The following is an 18,720-nucleotide window of genomic DNA, read 5'->3' as shown; positions in this document are numbered from 1 at the left end:
TGGCTCAACGTCAGCTACCTTCCGTTCCTGCGGGCACGTAGAGGTGCCGCTTCGATATGTACTGCACCACGCCGTCGGGGACGAGGTACCAGACCGGCCGACCCTCCGCGGCGCGGCGGCGGCATTCGCTCGACGAGATGGCCAGCGCGGGAATCTCGACCATCGTCACGGCGTCGGCGGGAAGGTCCCGCAAATGCTCCTCGAGATGATCGGTGTTCAGTTCGTAACCCGGTCGGCTCACCCCGACGAACTTCGCCAGTTCGAACAGTTCGGTCCAATCCTGCCATGTCAGGATGTTGGCCAGCGCGTCCGCACCGGTGATGAAGTACAGCTCCGCGTCGGGATGCGCGTTTTGCATCTCGCGCAGGGTGTCCACCGTGTAGGTGACCTTGTTGCGTTCGATGTCGGCCCGGCTGACGGAAAACCTCGGGTTGGACGCGGTGGCGATGACCGTCATCAGATAGCGATCCTCGGCGGGGCTGACCTGCTTGTTGACCTTCTGCCACGGCTGGCCGGTCGGCACGAAGATCACTTCGTCGAGCTCGAACCGGTTCGCGACCTCGCTCGCCGCGACCAGGTGGCCGTGGTGGATCGGGTCGAAGGTGCCGCCCATGACGCCGAGCTTGCGGCGCGGCCGAGCTGTTTCGTGCATGAGGTCTGAGCTTAATCCGGCCCGTGGGATCGGGGCGGACCGGACTACTCCGCGCCATCGCGGCGCTCGCGAGGTCCCGACGCCTGCGCGCACATCTGCGCGAACTGGGCACGGGTGCGTTTCAGCTCTTCGACGAGGTGCGCCGCGGGCTCGGCGGCTACCCGGCGGTCCAGCTCGGTCAACAACACATCGATCGTTACCCACCAAGGCCCACGCACACGCCCCTGCGGTCCACGCAGTTGCAACCAGGCGGCGGCACGCAGGCAGCGGGCCCGCGGCACGATCTTGTCCTGTTCGCCCCACAGTCCCGCGGCGCGCAGGTAGCCGCCGAGCGCCTCGGTCTCCTGCCCACAGCACTCCCGGGCGACCGCGGCCGACCAGACCAGATCGGCATGGCGGCGGCGCAACGAGGGCGTACCGGCGATCAGCCGTGCCGCCTCGGTGAACTGCCAGGCGGCCTGGCGGTAGCGACCGACGTGGTTCAGCGATTCGGCGAACTGGGCGCGTACCAGCGCGAGCTCGGCAGATGGGTAGCCGACGGGGCCGGTGAGCAGTGGTCGGTCGAAGGCGACCACCGCTTCGCCGTGCCGCCCCGCACGATGCCAGGCTCGACCCGCGACCAGCCACAGGTGGACCGAGTCCGCACACGAGATCGGCTGCCAGCAGGCAGCGGCCGAGGCGGCGGCGCGGGCCACGTCGCGGTCACGGCCCGGCTGGGCGGCGACCGCGGTCACCAGCTGCGTGCGCATCGCGGCGAGTTCGCGCCCGGCCAGCTCACCCGCGCCGACAACCAGGGCCCGGCGCAGTTGCTCCTCCGCTGCCGAGGGAGCGTCCGCCAGCCGAGCGGCGGCGATACCGGCCAGCCGCCGCGCCGCCCGCGCCCCTGAACCCGGCGCGAGAGGACGGGCATCCGCGCCGAACGAACCTGCCGCGAGCGCCGTGGCCTGTCCTGCTCTGGCCGAACCCACCTCGAGGCCACCGGCAGGCGGAAGGTGAGGTTCTTCTTCTCCGAGCGCATCGTTCTCGTTCGCGAACGCATCGTTCACCGGGCGGAGCTCGCCGACCGCGCGAGCGCACAGCCCGGCAGAACCATCACTGCATCCGATATCCGTCGATCGGATCGCTCGTCGTCGCGCGACGCCCCTGCCAGCATGGGCGTGATCTTGGTAGCCGTGCCATGTGAGCCGCTTAACGTCGGCTGAAGTACTCAGGCAGTGGGGCGCTTCGACTTCGGGAGCTTGGCGACGACCGCGTCGTAGGAGGCGTCGATCAATTCGCATAGTTCGTCGTCCGGCACCGCGCCGCCGACGCGGATGCTGTTCCAGCCGTAGCGGCCGATATAGGCCGACACGGTGACGTCGTCGGGGTAGATGTCGACCAGCTCGTCGGCTTCGGTGCGGTCACGCCCGCACTTGAGCCCGATCGACGTGCCCGCGCCGAGGAACGCGAAGACTTTGTCGCCGACCTTGGCGACGGTGTCGCCCTCCCACGGCTCGTCTTCCCAGGCGCCCGGTTTGGCCAGGCAGTAAGCCAAGACGTCGACACTCATCGTCAGCTCCTTCAGACGGGCAACAATCGGGAGACCACCTCGGTGAGCTGCCGAGCTGATCGGCATTCGTGCATCTCGATCACCGAACCGTAGTCGCGCGCCGCTGAATCGCCTGTCCCCCACAGGTTCTTCGGTTCCGGATTCAGCCAGTGCGCGTGCCGGGCGGTGCCCACCAGTTCGCGCAGGGTGTCCAGCTGCGGGTTGCGGTAGTTGGTGCGGCCGTCGCCGAGAACCAGCAGTGAGCTGCGGCTGGTGACGGCCTCACCGAAGTTCTCGGCGAAGCTGGTCAGCGCGTAGCCGTAGTCGGAGTGCCCGTCGGCGTCGATGATGCGCGACTCGGTGAAGATCCGGGTCATCACATCGTCGAGACCCGCGTACGGCTCGAAGAAGCTCGTCACCTCGTCGGTGCGGTCGACGAACGCGAAGATCCGCACCCGGGAGAACTGCTCCCGCAGTGCGCTCACCAGCAACAGTGTGAAGTTGCTGAACCCGGCCACCGAGCCCGAGATATCGCACAGCAGCACCAGTTCCGGTCGACCGGGGCGCGGCTTGCGGTTCACCAGGTCGATCGGCACCCCACCGGTGGACATCGAGGCACGCAGAGTTTTGCGCAGATCGATTTCGCCGCGCCGCGCTCGTTTGCGCCGCACCGCCAGCCGGGAGGCCAGGATCCGGGCCAGTCGCTGGGTGCCGCGCCGCAGTTCGGTGAGCTCGCGTTCGGAAGCACGCAGGAAGTCGGCGTCCTCGGCCTGGCGCGCGACACCGTAGGTCGCGACGCGATCGCGGCCGATCTGCTCTGCCACGCGCCGATTGGTCTCGGCTTCCACGCTGGCCCGGAACCCCGCGATGCGTTCCCGCGCAACGCGGCGGGCAACCTCGGTGTCACGGTCGCTCGCGTCCGGTGGGAGGGACAGACCCGCGAGCACCTTGGCCAGCAAGGACTGGGGCGCCAGATCTTTGAGAGCCTGGTACGCGGAGAACGATGGTCCGCGCGCGGACTGGTACTGCCCGAGCTGCTCGACCACCTGTCCGGCCAGCATTTGTAACCGCTCGCCACCGTCCTCGGCGGCGAGCATTTCGGCGAGCTGCTCACGGAGGGCGGCCAGGTCGATCTGGCCGTCGGGGGTGCGTGGCAGGTCCGGGGTCTCGGCGGTGCGATCACCCACGGCAACGGGGAACCACAGATCGAACAAGCCGTCGAAGGTGGCGCGATGGGTGGGCCTGCGCAACAGCGCACAGGCCAGCCCCTCGCGCACCGCTTCGCGATCGAGCAGATCCAGCACGGTGAGTACCCGGCCCGCGTCGACGGTTTCCGAGGGTCCCACCGGCACGCCACGGGCGCGGAGCGCACCGACGAAACCGGCGACGTGGCCGCCGATTCCGTGGGGTGCTGGCGCGGTCACGATCAGGCCAGTTTCAGCTCGGCCAGCGCGCGCTGGTGATCGCTGCGGTGCTTGAGCACCACGCCGAGCGTGGCGCGCACGGTCGCGTCGTCGAGGTCGGCGGCGCCCAGCGCGAGCAAGGTGTTGCCCCAGTCGATCGTTTCGGCGACCGAGGGCAGCTTCTTGAGTTGCATGCCGCGCAATACGTGCACGACCCGCACCAGTTGCTCGGCCACGGTGCTCGGAAGTTCCGGCACGCGGCTGGCCAGGATGCGGCGCTCGAGATCTTCGTCGGGGAAGTCCAAGTGCAGGTACAGGCAGCGGCGTTTGAGCGCCTCCGACAGTTCCCTGGTGGCGTTCGAGGTGAGCACCACGAACGGCTTGCGGGTGGCGGTGATGGTGCCCAGTTCGGGGACGGTCACCGCGAAATCGCTGAGCACTTCGAGCAGCAGACCCTCGATCTCGACGTCGGCCTTGTCGGTCTCGTCGATCAGCAGCACCGTCGGCTCGGTGCGGCGGATGGCGGTGAGCAACGGGCGCGAGAGCAGGAACTCCTCGGTGAAGACGTCGGCTTTGGTTTCGGCCCAATCGTTTTCACTCGACGCCTGGATCCGCAGGATCTGCTTGGCGTGATTCCACTCGTAGAGCGCGCGAGCCTCGTCGACGCCTTCGTAGCACTGCAGGCGGACCAGTTCGGCATCGGCGACCTGGGCTACCGCCCGCGAGAGTTCGGTCTTGCCGACACCGGCCGGGCCCTCGATGAGCAGCGGTTTGCCCAGCCGATCGGCAAGGAAGACCGAGGTGGCCGTTGCCTTGTCGGCCAGGTATCCGGTGGTGGCGAGCCGGGAGATGACATCGTCTACCGACGTGAAGATCGGTTCCTGTACGAGAGTCACGATCACACCGGCCGAGTCTGGCCGTCGCCCCACACGATCCACTTCGTGGAGGTGAGTTCGGGCAGTGCCATCGGGCCGCGGGCGTGCAGTTTCTGGGTGGAGATGCCGATCTCGGCGCCGAAACCGAACTGCTCACCATCGGTGAACGCGGTGGACGCGTTCACCATCACCGCGGCGGCGTCCACGCGGGCCGTGAACTCGCGAGCGGCCGCCAGATCGGCGGTGACGATGGCCTCGGTGTGGCCGGTCCCCCAGGTGTTGATGTGGTCGACGGCGGCATCGAGGTCGCCGACCACCTTCAGCGCGATATCGAGGGTGAGGTACTCCTCACCCCAGTCGGCATCGGTGGCCGGGACCTGACCGGGCAGGTCGCCGTGGATGGTGACGCCCGCGTCCTCGAGCGCCTTGCTGAGCCGCGGCAGCGCGGTCTCGGCGACGGCGGCGTCGATGAGTACGGTCTCGGCGGCGTTGCAGACGCTGGGTCGGCGGGTCTTGGCATTGAGCACGATGGCCTCTGCCATGTCCAGATCGGCGGCCGAGTGCACGTAGACGTGGCAATTGCCGGTGCCGGTCTCGATCGTGGGCACCTGCGCGTCGCGGACGACGGCGTTGATCAGGCCCGCACCGCCGCGCGGGATCACCACGTCGACGAGACCGCGCGCCTGGATCAGGTGAGTGACGCTGGAGCGGTCGTTGCTGGGCAGCAGTTGCACGGCGTCGGCCGGAACGTCCTGGGCGACAAGGGCTTCGCGCAAGACCTCGACCAGTGCGGCGTTGGAGTTCGCCGCCGAGGACGACCCGCGCAGCAGCGCCGCGTTGCCCGATTTGAGAGCGAGACCGAACGCGTCGACGGTGACATTGGGCCGCGCCTCGTAGACCATGCCGACCACACCGAGCGGGACGCGGGTCTGGCGGATCTCGAGGCCGTTGGGCAGCGTGGAACCGCGCACGATGACACCCACCGGGTCGGGCAAGGTGGCGACCTGCCGCAGACCCGAGGCGATGCCGTCGATGCGGGCCTTGGTGAGCCGCAGCCGGTCGAGCAGATTCTCCTCGGTACCGGCGGCCTGCGTGGTCGCGATGTCCTCGGCGTTGGCCGCGAGTACGCGATCGGCGGCGGCGAGCAGGGCGTCGGCCGCCGCGTGCAGGGCGTCGTTCTTCTGCGCCGTGGTCAGCTGAGCCAGCACACGGGACGCGACGCGAGCCCTGCGGGCGGCGTCGTGCACCGCTGCGCGGATGTCCAGCTCGGGGGTCACTTCTACCGTCATGGATATCAGCCTACGCAGGCCGCCTCGCGCGCTCGACGCCACCCGGGACCCGGAATAGCCCTCCGACCGGCACCGGGACCGAGTTGTGCACAGGTTCGGCGACGCCGTCGACAAAGTTGTCCACAGCAACGCCGTCGCCGCTAGATTCGGCGTCATGGATCGCACCGGTTCGCCGACCGTCGTCGTGCTCGGCAGCGTCAACATGGACCTGGTCACGACGGTCCCGCGCAGGCCCGCGCCGGGTGAGACGGTGCTCGGGAGCGACTTCGCGACCGTGCCCGGCGGTAAGGGGGCGAACCAGGCGATCGCGGCCGCACGATCCGGGGCGCGGGTGCGATTTCTCGGGGCGATCGGCGACGACGCGTTCGGGACGGACCTGGCTGCCACACTGTCGGAGGCAGGCGTCGACATCACTTTGCTACGCAGGGTCGATGGCGCCAGCGGGATCGCCTCGATCGTTGTCGACGAGGCAGGCGAGAACAGCATCATCGTGGTGGCGGGGGCCAACGGGCGGGTGACCGATCTGACGGCAGCCGAACTCGCCGCGATCGCGCAAGCCGACATCCTGTTGTGCCAGTTGGAGATTCCGATCCACACGGTGCTCGCCGCAGCACAGCACGCCCGCGCGTCGGGCACCGTCGTCGCGCTCAATCCGTCCCCGTTTCAGCCGCTACCCGAGGAACTATGGGCGGCCGTCGACCTCGCGATCGTGAATTCCCTGGAGTCCGAGCAGTATTCGGACAAGCTGACGCACGTCGCGCATCTCGTGCGCACGCTCGGTGGGGACGGCGCGGTTTATCGCGACACCGACGGAAACGAGCGATCCGTAGGCGGTCGCACCGTCGAGGTTCTCGACACGACAGGCGCGGGCGACGCGTTCACCGGCGCGCTGGTCGCAACCTGGGATCGGGGCCTGCCTACCGCGCTGAGCTGGGCCAATACCGCCGGAGCTCTGGCGACCACCCGACTCGGAGCGAGCTCGGCGATCCCCAATCGCGAAGAGATCGCGGCAGCGCTGCACGCCCAGTGACCGAACAAGCCACCGCGATCAAGCTGCACCATTACGCAATCGCCAGCGCCGCGCCGAAACACTGGAAACCGTGCGGCCCAGCAGTTCGGCCGCTTCCGCCGACCCATCTCCAATACGACGCTGTCGTCAGCTGCTGTCCACCGTTTCCGCAGGGCGCCGTAACGCCCAGCTCTCTCCGGCGGCGGGGACCAACAAGCAACGCGAGCTGCGGCGATGCGCTTGCGCTCGACTCCTATGGCATCAGGCGAGTACCACGTCCATGCCGCGAGCCGCGCGGCAGCGTGATTGAGGACCATCACGTTGGCAACGCCATCCCGCCGATTCGGACGACAGCTCCGCTCCACCCCGCAGCCTTTTCGCACGGCGCGGCAGAAGAATTCCGCAGCTGACGGGCTGGCGGTTACAAAGCTTACGAATGGCTCGCCCTTCCGGGTGAATCCGATGGAACCATCACCATCCAAGAGTCCACGCAGGTAGTCGGCCTCCGAATATGGCGTCAGCGGCGGGCGAATCTCCGTAGCCTTGCGACCGACTGCAACCCCGAGCTCCGCGAACGCTCGCCTTGTGGCACGGTCTTAAAACCGCAGCGTGGCGGTTTCCGAGTGAGCCGCGAAATTCGTCGCCCTGGTTCGATGACCAATCGATGAGTAGCACGGAAGCGCTGCCGCTAGATGCGTCAGAACGCTCTCATCTCGGACAGCAAGCTCGAGCGAGATGCGCCCCTTCCCATTCAGATCTCCCTCGTGCGATCCATCGGTTTGGAGCAGGCCGATCGCATACGCGACTTCGGGTATTTCCGGGTTGAGTACTACTTCAACGACACCGGTACGGCTTGCCATACAAAGTCGATCGGGACACGGTCGTGTGTTGATTCATCGTCGGCAGAGGGTGCCCGCCACATCCGCGCCGACTAGCAGCAGCCCGACGACGAAGGCGTAGCCATGCGTTGATGCGAACCCGGCCGGCGCGCTGACCAGTAGGAGCGATAGCGCGACACGACCCTGCCGCGCCCCATCGTCTGTGTTGCCCATCGAACCTGTCGGAGGTGTACGGCACGATAGGCGCATGACCTCACCCGCAGGCAACGATGTGCTCGACCTGACGGCTCCTGACCTGCGCGAACGAGCCGAACAGCTGCTTCGCGAGCTCGCCGGACCCGATGCGCGGTTGCGGGAGGATCAGTGGATCGCGATCGAAGCGCTGGTGGTGCAGCGCAGGCGGGCGCTGGTCGTGCAGCGGACCGGGTGGGGTAAGTCGGCGGTGTACTTCATCGCGGCCAAGTTGCTGCGCGGGGCGGGGCGTGGGCCGACGGTGATCGTGTCGCCGTTGCTGGCGTTGATGCGCAACCAGGTGGCGGCCGCCGAGCGGGCCGGGGTGGTGGCGGCCACGATCAATTCGGGCAACGTCACCGAGTGGGACGAGATCCATCAGCAGGTGGCCGACGGTGCGGTCGACGTGCTGCTGGTGAGCCCGGAACGGTTGAACAACCCCGACTTTCGCGATCAGGTGCTGCCGCGCCTTGCTGCCGACGCCGGGCTCGTCGTCATCGATGAAGCGCACTGTGTGTCGGACTGGGGCCACGATTTCCGGCCCGACTACCGCCGCATCCGCACGCTGATCGCCGACCTCGGGTCGGAGGTGCCGGTCCTGGCGACCACCGCAACCGCCAACGACCGGGTGGTCACCGACGTGGCCGGACAGATCGGCACCGATACCTTGGTGCTGCGCGGCACTTTGGATCGTGAATCACTGCACCTGTCGGTGGTGCGGTTCGACGACGCGGTGCAACGCACGGCGTGGCTGGGCGAACAGCTGCATCGGATGCCGGGCTCGGGCATCATCTACTGCCTCACGGTCGCGGCGGCCAACGATCTGGCCGACCTGCTGAATTCACACGGCCACACCGTCGCCGCCTATACCGGCCAGACCGACCCGGCCGAACGCGAGGTGCTCGAGGCCGCGCTGCTGAACAACGAGGTGAAGGCGTTGATCGCGACGTCGGCGCTGGGCATGGGTTTCGACAAACCGGATCTCGGATTCGTCGTGCACGTCGGTGCGCCGTCCTCGCCGATCGCCTACTACCAGCAGGTCGGTCGTGCGGGTCGCGGTACCGAACGAGCCGAGGTCGTTCTGCTGCCCGGCCCCGAGGACGCGCGGATCTGGAGCTACTTCGCCTCCGTCGCCTTCCCGCGTGAACACATCGTGCGCTCGGTGCTCGCCGCGCTGGACACCGACCGGGCGATGTCGACGGTGGCGCTCGAACCGCTCGTCGAGCTGAACCGATCGCGTCTCGAGATGGTGCTGAAGGTGCTCGACGTCGACGGCGCCGTGCGCCGGGTGCGCGGCGGCTGGCTCTCGACCGGCCAGGACTGGACCTACGACACCGAGCGCTACGAGGGCCTGGCCGCGGCACGCGACGCCGAACAACAGGCGATGATCGATTATCAGTCGACGGCGTCGTGCCGGATGACCTTCCTGCGCCGCCAGCTCGACGACCCCGGCCTTGGCGGGCTCGCGACAGCGGATCTGGATTGCGGCCGCTGCGACAACTGCACCGGCACCCGCGCCGACACCACCGTCGACGACGCCGCGATCGCCGCGACCCGAGCCCGGCTCGACCGCCCCGGCCTCGACCTCGCCCCGCGCAAACAGTGGCCCAGCGGCATGGCGAAATTGGGGATCCCGTTGTCGGGCAAGATCTCCAGCGGTTCCGAGACCGGCCGTGTCCTCGGCCGACTCACCGACCTGGGCTGGGGTATGCGGCTGCGCGCCCTGCTCGACGCCCCCGACGCACCGGTCCCCGACGCGGTCTTCGACGCCTGCGTCGCGGTACTGCGCGACTGGACCTGGACCACCCGTCCCACCTCGGTGCTGGCTCTCGAATCCCCCCGATACCCCCAGCTCACCACCAGTCTCGCCGAACGCCTGGCCCAGATCGGCCGACTCGACAACCTCGGCACCCTCCGCACCAGACCCGACCGTCCCCCGGTCTCGGCGGCGAACTCGGCCCATCGGGTCGCCGGGCTGTTCGACTCCTGGGAGATCCCCGACCTCTCCGAGGTCGACGGACCGATCCTGCTCGTCGACACCCTCACCGACACCGGCTGGACCATGACCGTCGCCGCCCATGCCCTGCGCACCAGCGGCGCCGACGCGGTCCTCCCCTTCGCCCTGGCCACCCCGACCTGACCCGGCCGGAGCGACCCGACCCCGAGGATGGGCGTCCGGTCGCCGCTCGGGGCCGCGAACACGCGCGCCCGGCGCGCCGAAAACACCGCCCAACACGCCGCCCAGATTGTGGGCACCCATCACCACCAGTGCTTGAATGCGCCTATGACCAGGACCACATTTGCTCGAACCCTGATGGCCGTTGCCGCGGGCTGTGCGGCCGGATTCACCCTCTTGACCGTTCCCGCCCAGGCGTCGAACGAGAACCCGCTCGACTGCGCCGGCGTCCCCGGCGCCCAGGCCGCCGCCGACCGCGAGAGCGCGATCCGCGGCATCGCCATCACTCCGCTGTGCTTCAGCGGCGGCCTCTACAGCGGCGTCCACGCCGGCATCCCCTTGGCGGTGCTCAATCCGTTGACGATGCCGGGCACCGCGAGCGTGTGCGTCGCCGAACGCGAAACCGTCGAGGCGGCAGCGAGATTCGAATGGACCGACCGGGTTCACGTGATGCCGATGTGCATCCAGAATCGGGCGTTCGGCGTCTACGAGCTGTAGTTCCGCCCCGCACGCAGCGGTCCGCACGGAGTCGATCCGTGCGGACTTTTTTACCTCTTGCTCTATACGTATACATCTACTTATAGTGAGTCGGACGGAACGAGTACTGCTACCGCACAACTGAACACAGACCCACAACGACGGCCCGGAACACAGGGCACGCCGCTCGTATACCCATGCCCACATGCGCACTACCTTATCGAATCGGAGCAATCGATGACCATCGAACCCGCGTACGACACCGCCGTAGACACCACCGAGCCGAACACCGACAACGACGGCTTCGCCCCGGTCCTCGTCAAGGTCGGTCCAGGTGGCGGCCGCACCCAGCGCTTCACCGGCCGACAGGTCGGCCAGTCACGCCGGGTAACCCACAAGGCCATCGAAACGGTCCGCGTCTACCTGACCCGCAAGGGCAACTTCCTGGTGCACAAGCAGACCTCCGCGTGGTCGGACTACAACGAGCTCGGCGACTGGACCGTGGACTGGAAGAACTGGCGCTCGATCCTCGGCAAGGGCGAGCAGAGCTGGGGCGACTACACCACCGAGGTGGTCGATTCGCTCGACGCGCTGCGCCCACTGGTCTCCCCGAAGGTGCACCTGATGATCGTCGACCGCGTCCAGCACCCGCGCAACCACGACCTCGACATCTGACCGGCCGGGCCGGGAAAGGACCTACCAACATGTTCGCCAGACTGGGACGCGTCGTCGTCCACCATCCCTGGAAAGTGATCGGGCTGTGGGTGCTCGCGATCGTCGCCGTGTTGTCGACGGCGCCGACGCTCACCGCGACGACCGACCAATCCGAGTTCCTGCCTTCGCATTACGAGTCGATCCAGGCGATGAAGTTGCAGGAGCAAGCATTTCCGCAGCATTCCGCCCCCGCCGCGCTCATCGTGATGGTCCGCGCGGACGGCGCGGCACTCACCGATGACGACACGACTACGGTCAACGCGGCAGCGGCAGCGCTCACCGCACGCAATATCAAGGGGGTCACCGGCATTCAGGTGACACCACCGTCGGAGAATCGCCTGGTTCAGGTCGTCGCGGTGCAGATGACCAAGCTCACCGACGCCGCCGACAAGACGCAGGGGGAGGCGGTGAAGAGCCTGCGCGAACAGCTGAAGGAACAGGTGCGTGACACCGGGTTGAAGGCAGGCATCACCGGCACGGCGGCACAGACTCTCGATCAGACCGAGGAGGGCGAGAAGGGCATGGCGATCATCGGCATCGCCACGATCGTGCTGATCCTGGTGCTGCTGCTGATCATCTTCCGCAGCCCGGTCATCGCCCTGCTGCCGGTGCTCACCATCGGCGCGATCTCGAGCACCGTCAGCGGCCTGATCGCCATGGCGGCCAAGGCATTCGACCTCGACATCGACACCTCGATCAGCGCCATCCTGCTGGTCGTACTGTTCGGCGTCGGCACCGACTACATCCTGTTCCTGATGTTCCGCTACCGGGAACGGCTGCGAGCGGGCGACGATCCCAAGACCGCGATGATCAACGCTGTGGCCCGCGTCGGTGAGGCCATCACCTCGGCGGCAGCCGCCGTGATCATCGCGTTCATGGCGCTGACCCTGTCGAGCCTCGGCATGTTCCGGGCGATGGGCCCCGCGCTGGCGATCGCCGTCGCGGTGGCGCTGCTGGCCGGTCTCACGCTGGTACCCGCGATCGTCTCCCTGCTGGGCACCAAGGTGTTCTGGCCGTCGAAGGCGTGGCAGGTCGAGCCGAGAGGCGCACGGTTCGGCGCGATCGGCGCGGCGATGGGCAGGCGGCCCGGCGTGTTCGCCGTCGCCTCCGGCGCAGTGCTGGTGGCGCTCGGGGTGTTCGCGGTCGGCTTCAACCCGACCTTCGATCTGAGCTCGGGTTCCACCTCCGACGCCTCCGAGTCGGTGGTCTTCACCACCGAGCTGCTCAAGGGGATGCCCGCGGGCGCCACCCAGCCCTCCGACGTGCTGCTGCACTCGCCCGGCGGACCGCTGGGCGAGGACCAGCTCACGGCCTACCGAACGGCGTTGACCCAGGTCGATGGCGTCGGGCAGGTCGGGCAGGCGCAATTGTCACCGGATCGTACGATCGCGAACTTCCAGGTGACGCTCGCCAACGCACCGGAATCCGATGCCGCGCTCGACACGGTGGCCGGTCCGCTGCGTACGGTCGCCCACCAAGCGGCGCCCGTGGGGGCCACGGCGGCGGTCGGCGGCATGACCGCGGTGTTCGTGGACTTCAAGGACGCGATGAACCACGACTACGCGATCGTTTTCCCGGTGGCCGCGATCCTGATCATGCTCGTGCTGGCGCTGCTGCTGCGCAGTCTCGTCGCACCGTGGTACCTGATGGCCTCGGTGTTCCTCGGCTTCGCCGCGACCTTGGGCGCGACGGTGCTGGTGTTCCAGCAGATCCAGGGCGAGAACGGCCTGATCTTCACGCTGCCGGTGATCATGTACCTGTTCGTCGTCGCGCTGGGCACCGACTACAACATCCTGATGGTCGCCCGGTTGCGAGAGGAAGCCCGCGAGGGGCACACGCCACGCGAAGCGGCGGCGCTGGCCGTGCGGCACACCGGGCCGACCGTCGCGGCGGCCGGACTGATCCTGGCGGGCACCTTCGCCTCGATGATGCTGGCGGGCAACAGCACTCTGTCGCAGATGGGCTTCGCCATCTCGGTGGGCATCGCAATCGCCGCGTTCGTGATGGCGCTGTTCTTCACTCCCGCGGTGACCGCGCTGCTCGGGCGGCGCGCGTGGTGGCCCGGCCACGGTGGTGACAGCGACGCGGACGCGAAGTCCCGCTGGGCAGAGCACTCCTACGCCGAGAGCTACTACACCCCACCGACGGAGCACAGCCGCTGGTAACGGCCACACCGACGCAGGCTCGCTCCCCAGTGGGGGCGGGCCTGCTCGTCTATCGTTGGGCGGGTGGCCAAGTCTGCGGCGCCTGCGGTCGAACTACCGGTGGGTGAGCACACGGTGCGGGTCAGCAATCCCGACCGGGTGTATTTCCCCGAGCTCGGCGTGACCAAGCTCGACCTCGCGCAGTACTACCTGAGCGTCGGGGACGGGATCGTCAACGCCCTGCGGGATCGGCCCTGCATGCTGCACCGATTCCCCAAGGGACTGCCGGGCGGAAAGGTGCACCAGAAGCGGGTGCCCGCGGGCGCGCCGGACTGGCTCCCGACCGTGCGCGTGTATTTTCCGCGCTACGGCAGGCATGCCGACGAGCTCTGCGTGCACGAGCTCGCCGATGTGATCTGGGCGGTGCAGATGTCCACCGTGGAGTTCCATCCCTGGAATTCGCGGGCCTCCGATACCGAGTCGCCCGACGAATGGCGCATCGACCTCGATCCGATGCCCGACTGCCCGTGGTCGCGGGTGCAGCGGGTGGCCGGGGTGGTGCACGAGGTGCTCGACGAGCTCGGCGCGGTCGGCTGGCCGAAGACCTCCGGTGGGTCCGGACTGCACGTGTACGTGCGGATCGCGCCGGAGTACGGGTTTCAGGAGGTTCGCCGGGCCGCGCTCGCGTTCGCGCAGGAGATCGAACGGCGTGCGCCCGAGGATGTCACCACGGCCTGGTGGCGCAAGGACCGCGATCCCGCGCAGCTGTTCGTCGACTACAACCAGAACGCGCGCGACCACACCATCGCCGCCGCCTACTCCGTGCGCGGCGTGCCGGAGGCCACCGTGTCGACCCCGGTTCGCTGGACCGAGATCGACGACATCGTGCCCCGCGACTTCACCATCCAGACCGTGCCTGCCCGCTATGCCGAACTCGGCGACCTCCAGGCCGACATGGACAACGCCGTCTTCGATATCGCGCCCCTGCTGGAACTGGCCGACCGGCACGGCGTCGAGGAACTCGTCGACCTCGACGAATAGTGAGCAGTCCCGGACCACTTCGCGAGACCGGGAGGGTGCGGGGGCGCCGTCGACAGCGACGAGGAAGAATCAGAGTCCGGTACCGCGTGCGGTGCCCAGGACAGCGCTCGAGCCGCAGTGCGGCACCGGCAGCCGATCGACCCAGGAGGTCTCTGTGCAGGAATCCGCGACCACGATCGCGATCGCCCCGGATCAGCCGGCGCCGCGCTTGCTCGAGAAAGCGGTCGTCGGAGCGGGCGCTCGGGTGGGTGAGCTGGCGGAGGCCGACGCACTGATCTGGACCGGCAAACCCAGCGATTTTCCGGCGACCCTGCCGTCGTCGGTGCGCTGGGCGCAGTTGCCCGCCGCGGGGATCGAGGACTTCTTCGACGCGGGCGTGTTCACCGCGCATCCAGAGGTGGTGTTCACCTCCGCGGCAGGGGCGTTCTCGCACAGTGTCGCCGAACACGCGCTGATGCTGTTGCTGGCCGGTGTGCGGTACCTGCCCGAACAGTTGCGGGCGACGTCGTGGCAGCAGCGAGAGTTCTTCCCGCACGTCGGATCGTTGCGGGGCAAGACCGTGACGATCGTCGGCGCCGGCGGGATCGGTCGCGCGCTGATCCCGATGCTGGCGCCGCTGGGCGCCCATGTGATCGCGGTGAACCGGTCGGGACGTCCGGTGACCGGGCCCGGCATTCCCGCCGATGTCGAGACGGTGCCGACCGATCAGCTCGCACGGGTGTGGTCGCACACCGATCATGTGGTGGTCGCGGCACCGGCGACGGCACAGACCCGCCACCTCATCGGCGCCGACGAACTGTCCAGGCTCAAGCCGTCGTCGTGGGTGATCAATGTGGCCCGTGGCAGCCTGATCGACACCGATGCGCTGGTGGACGCGCTGACCGGTGGGGTGATCGGAGGCGCCGGACTCGACGTCACCGACCCGGAACCGCTGCCCGACGGGCACCCGCTGTGGACACTGCCGAACGCGATCATCACCCCGCACGATTCGAACCCACCGCAGTTGCGGTTGGCGGCGTTCGCCGATCATGTCGGCGCGAATGTGGCGCGGTTCGTCGCGGGCGAGCCGCTGGACGCGATCATCGACACCGCGCGCGGTTACTGAGAGGTCCGACCGCCCATGCCGCGATCGTAGAAGGGTTCTGCCGACCTCGACGTCCACCGAAATATTCATCCGAGGTACGCGGAGCGGGAAAAGATTCCGTTCGGAGGTATGAGGCTCGATCGGCACGCCGGAATCGGACAGCGCGGGTTAGGCTGTCCTCGTCCTGGTTCGGTAAGGATGGGATCGGCAATGGGATGGACCTTCACCGCTGACGAATTCGCGCACGTCTGGCGGGAATCGGGTCAGGATCGCATGCCGTTTCCGCTGCGCGTGCTCGAGTCGCCGCGCACCGAGAACGACGCGGCCCGATTGCGCGCGGGACTCGACGATCGACTACGTGGGGGCGACCCCGACCTCGCCGCCTGTCTGCGGATCATCGCCGAACCGCACGCCAGGATCGTGCTGGTCGGCGGCGCCCATACTCCCGGCAGCGAAATCCGGCTACTGGCCTGCGCGGTCTACGACCACGCGGTCCTGGTAGTGCAGGAACCCAGTACCCGGCCCGATTACGGTGGCAGCGTACGTGTTTCGATCGGGCACACCGCGGGAATCGGCGCACGCGTCACCGCCTGCCTGCCCGATACCCCACCCGGACGCGAACCCGCGCGCGAGGCCGCGACCGACGCGGTGCGCGACGAGGAAACCGTGCTCGCGACCCATCCCGCCGTGCCGCGCATCCAGCGATTATTGCGCAGACCGCACACCGCCGAGGGCCACATCCGCATCGAAACCGGGCTCGACCGTCCGGTGCCGAACCCACCGGTGCACTACAGCTGGATCGACGTGGCCAACGACGGCCGCTACCTGCTGCGAGCGGGCGAAACCGTGCACGTGGTGCCCGCATCCACTGGGCAACTGGCCGCGCAATTGCAGCGCAGATTGGTGCCGGCGCACAGTTCGCACAGCAGAAGGTCCGGCTAACCTGGACTCCACCGCATCATCTGGAGGGGAGACGCGATGACGATCGAGAGCAGCAGAGCCGAGATCTCCCGGTTCCGCAGCGCCGCCGTGGCGGGGACACTGACATTCGACCCCGATGCCGCGCGCCGGTGCGCCGACCTCTACGAACAGCAGGCCGAGCATCTCGCCCAGCTGCGACAGGGGCTCGAGAACGCTGCCGAGGCAGAGGGATTCGGCGGCTTCGTCTCCGCCCAGCAGTTGCAGGCGGGCTTCGCGCACAAGGCACGCGACGCCGCCGAACTGCTCGATCGCTACATCGAGGCGGCCTACCGGATGAAAGAGGCGTTCCTGCTCAGCGCGGGCCTCTACGAGGAAGCCGATGCCGCCGCGGCCGCCGCCCTGCGCGCCGTCGATACGAGGGTGCGCGGATGAGCACCGACCCCACCTACATCAGTGCGATGGAACATTTCGAATCCATGCCGCACGAACAGATCTACACGCGCGCCCAGCAGATCGACGCCGGTGCCATCCTCGGCGCATCGATGACCTGGCTGGAGACCGCCACCACCCTCACCACCTCGATGCCGCTGACCAAATCCGGCGCCGACCGGGTGATCAACGACACCGGCTGGTCCGGCGCCGCCGCCGATGCCGCCGCCGCGAGCACCCGCAGCTTCGCCGCCTCCATCGACGAACTGGCCGCGGTGATGGCCGAGGTCGGCGCCCGCCTCGGCGGTGTCGCCGCGGCCGCCGAAGCCGTGAAGCTGGCCGTCGTGGCGCCGGGCGGTTCAGGCCCGATCGGGGCGATCGCCCGCCTGCTGGAGAGCGCGCAGGTGATCGACGCGCAGATGGCGGCCGAGGCGCTACGCCAAGAAGCTGTCCTGGCGATGAACATGATCTACAAGCCGGCGTATTCGCTTGCCGGAACGGGCGTCCCAGCACTGCCCATCGCACCAGGGGAGACCGAATCGCCTTCGGGCCGAGGCGGTTCACCCTCGCCGGGCAACGGGTCGACCCCCAGCCCCGGCACGAGCCCCTCCGCGCCACAAGGCAATTCACCGGAATCGCCCCAGGAATCGGAATCTGGCGCGGAGCCCGGTGCTGCACCGGCACCCGGCGCCACTGTGACACCAGGCGAAGACCCCGAACCATCGGAAAGCCCTGCGCCCCAAGGCCAGAGCCCCACTCCACAGCCTCCGTCGCCTGAAACCCCCGCCCCCAGTTCCGAAGCGCCGGCGCCTTCGACCGAGGCGCCCGCACCCACCACCGAGCCGCCAGCGCCGTCTACCGAAGCACCCGCGCCGCCCACCGCCGAAGCGCCCGCTCCCACGACCGAGCCCCCAGCGCTGCCTGCCGAAACACCTACGCCCACTTCTGAAGCGCCCGCACCGCCAACCGAGGCACCAACGCCGTCTACCGAAGCCGCACCCACTTCAGAAGCGCCGGCGCCGCCAACCGAACAGCCGGCTCCGCAAACTCAGGGCCCGACAATTCCGCCGACGAGTTCCCCCAACGAGGCACCCGCACCGTCTACCGGAGCGCCCGCTCCCACGACCGAGCCGCCTGCACCCACCACCGAAGCGCCAGCGCCATCGACCGAACAACCCGCTCCACAGAGCCAAGGCCCGACCGTTCCGCCGACGAGTGCGCCCAGCGAGGCACCCGCTCCCCTGCCCACCCAGCCGAATCAGCTACCGACACAGCAGGATTCGAATCCACCGGCACCGAAGCCCCCAACCGTGGAAACCCCGCGGCCGACCGAAGCCCCCGCACCGACCTCGGAACAACCGGCCTCACCGGCACCACCCGGTCGCCAAGCGCCACAACCACTTCCGCTGCCAGGCATGCCGGACATGTCCGACCCAGGCGGCCAGCCCGGCGTCACCGGCCCGGTTCCCGGATCCGACGTGTCACCGTCACAGCCCGCCACACCCAAGTCGCCGCCCCCCGAAACCGATCAGCCAGGAGTAGTCCCGCCGCGGTAGATCACCATCACCGGTACGTCAGCGAGCCCCATCCCCGGAGTACCCAGGACCTCCCAGCCACCCACAAACCCCAGGCCAGCCATCCCCGCTGACCACCGACGCCCAGGGCCGGCCACCCGCATCACCAGCCATCCCCACATATTTTGACCGACCACCGCGCTACCAGCCACACCCGCCACCATGGGCCGACCACCCGCCCCACCAGCCACACCGTGGTCAAACTCCGAATCCGCCATGACCGCACTCCCACCCCCGCACCCGCGACCCTTAGGGAGCGGCGGCCACGAAGTGGCCGGTCCGCGGCCGGGCCGCCGGTCAGGCGCCGGTGCGTAGGCGACGAAGGAGCAAGCAC

Annotated in this window: 16 protein-coding genes; 10 read left to right on the top strand and 6 right to left on the bottom strand. The window is 68.4% G+C overall.

Annotation, left to right across the window (positions count from 1 at the left end; translation table 11 throughout):
* Positions 1 to 10 precede the first annotated feature (10 nt).
* From nadD to ACFTS5_RS29610, 6 genes are all read right to left on the bottom strand, one after another.
* On the bottom strand, positions 11 to 652 hold the full coding sequence (gene nadD, locus ACFTS5_RS29635) for a nicotinate-nucleotide adenylyltransferase (protein WP_101463962.1): 642 nt from the start codon (positions 650 to 652) through the stop codon (positions 11 to 13).
* Between the two features lie 44 nt (positions 653 to 696).
* The gene (locus tag ACFTS5_RS29630; protein WP_378637403.1) at positions 697 to 1,698 is read right to left on the bottom strand and encodes a hypothetical protein; all 1,002 of its coding nucleotides are present in this window, start codon (positions 1,696 to 1,698) and stop codon (positions 697 to 699) included.
* 161 nt (positions 1,699 to 1,859) lie between these two features.
* Positions 1,860 to 2,201, bottom strand: a complete 342-nt coding sequence (locus ACFTS5_RS29625; protein ID WP_378637400.1) for an MmcQ/YjbR family DNA-binding protein — start codon at positions 2,199 to 2,201, stop codon at positions 1,860 to 1,862.
* An 11-nt stretch (positions 2,202 to 2,212) separates the two neighbouring features.
* Positions 2,213 to 3,610 (bottom strand): VWA domain-containing protein, encoded by a 1,398-nt coding sequence (locus ACFTS5_RS29620; protein ID WP_378637737.1) that lies wholly within the window; start codon positions 3,608 to 3,610, stop codon positions 2,213 to 2,215.
* Complete coding sequence (locus tag ACFTS5_RS29615) at positions 3,607 to 4,485, bottom strand: MoxR family ATPase (protein ID WP_358071885.1); 879 nt, start codon at positions 4,483 to 4,485, stop codon at positions 3,607 to 3,609. The genes ACFTS5_RS29620 and ACFTS5_RS29615 overlap by 4 nt, the downstream gene beginning before the upstream one ends.
* Entirely contained in the window at positions 4,482 to 5,747 is a 1,266-nt protein-coding gene (locus ACFTS5_RS29610) for a glutamate-5-semialdehyde dehydrogenase (protein ID WP_378637397.1), read from the bottom strand. Before ACFTS5_RS29610 ends, ACFTS5_RS29615 begins: the two co-directional genes overlap by 4 nt.
* 154 nt (positions 5,748 to 5,901) lie before the next feature.
* Between ACFTS5_RS29610 and ACFTS5_RS29605 the strand changes: the two genes are divergently transcribed.
* The 10 genes from ACFTS5_RS29605 (at position 5,902) to ACFTS5_RS29560 (ending at position 18,368) form a co-directional block, all read left to right on the top strand.
* On the top strand, positions 5,902 to 6,777 hold the full coding sequence (locus ACFTS5_RS29605; RefSeq protein WP_378637393.1) for a ribokinase: 876 nt from the start codon (positions 5,902 to 5,904) through the stop codon (positions 6,775 to 6,777).
* Between the two features lie 1,065 nt (positions 6,778 to 7,842).
* Complete coding sequence (locus ACFTS5_RS29600; protein ID WP_378637390.1) at positions 7,843 to 9,966, top strand: RecQ family ATP-dependent DNA helicase; 2,124 nt, start codon at positions 7,843 to 7,845, stop codon at positions 9,964 to 9,966.
* 144 nt (positions 9,967 to 10,110) lie between these two features.
* A complete protein-coding gene (locus ACFTS5_RS29595; protein WP_378637387.1) occupies positions 10,111 to 10,500 on the top strand; it encodes a hypothetical protein in 390 nt (129 codons plus the stop codon).
* Positions 10,501 to 10,716: 216 nt separating this feature from the next.
* Positions 10,717 to 11,154, top strand: coding sequence for an EXLDI protein (locus ACFTS5_RS29590; protein WP_378637385.1), 438 nt, complete (start codon positions 10,717 to 10,719; stop codon positions 11,152 to 11,154).
* A gap of 29 nt (positions 11,155 to 11,183) precedes the next feature.
* Positions 11,184 to 13,358: an MMPL family transporter gene (locus tag ACFTS5_RS29585; RefSeq protein WP_378637382.1), complete on the top strand. Its 2,175-nt coding sequence runs from the start codon at positions 11,184 to 11,186 to the stop codon at positions 13,356 to 13,358.
* A 63-nt stretch (positions 13,359 to 13,421) separates the two neighbouring features.
* Positions 13,422 to 14,378: a non-homologous end-joining DNA ligase gene (gene ligD, locus ACFTS5_RS29580; RefSeq protein ID WP_378637380.1), complete on the top strand. Its 957-nt coding sequence runs from the start codon at positions 13,422 to 13,424 to the stop codon at positions 14,376 to 14,378.
* Between the two features lie 154 nt (positions 14,379 to 14,532).
* On the top strand, positions 14,533 to 15,483 hold the full coding sequence (locus ACFTS5_RS29575) for a D-isomer specific 2-hydroxyacid dehydrogenase family protein (protein WP_378637378.1): 951 nt from the start codon (positions 14,533 to 14,535) through the stop codon (positions 15,481 to 15,483).
* A gap of 189 nt (positions 15,484 to 15,672) precedes the next feature.
* On the top strand, positions 15,673 to 16,404 hold the full coding sequence (locus ACFTS5_RS29570) for an ESX secretion-associated protein EspG (RefSeq protein WP_378637377.1): 732 nt from the start codon (positions 15,673 to 15,675) through the stop codon (positions 16,402 to 16,404).
* Positions 16,405 to 16,440: 36 nt separating this feature from the next.
* Complete coding sequence (locus ACFTS5_RS29565) at positions 16,441 to 16,815, top strand: hypothetical protein (RefSeq protein ID WP_378637375.1); 375 nt, start codon at positions 16,441 to 16,443, stop codon at positions 16,813 to 16,815.
* Positions 16,812 to 18,368: a hypothetical protein gene (locus ACFTS5_RS29560; RefSeq protein ID WP_378637373.1), complete on the top strand. Its 1,557-nt coding sequence runs from the start codon at positions 16,812 to 16,814 to the stop codon at positions 18,366 to 18,368. The genes ACFTS5_RS29565 and ACFTS5_RS29560 overlap by 4 nt, the downstream gene beginning before the upstream one ends.
* Positions 18,369 to 18,720: the final 352 nt, after the last annotated feature.

Origin of the sequence: Nocardia sp. NPDC056952, from assembly GCF_042674185.1 — a bacterium.
Taxonomy (GTDB): domain Bacteria; phylum Actinomycetota; class Actinomycetes; order Mycobacteriales; family Mycobacteriaceae; genus Nocardia.
Note: the sequence above shows the minus strand (reverse complement) of the source record. Positions and strands in the feature narration are given on the sequence as shown.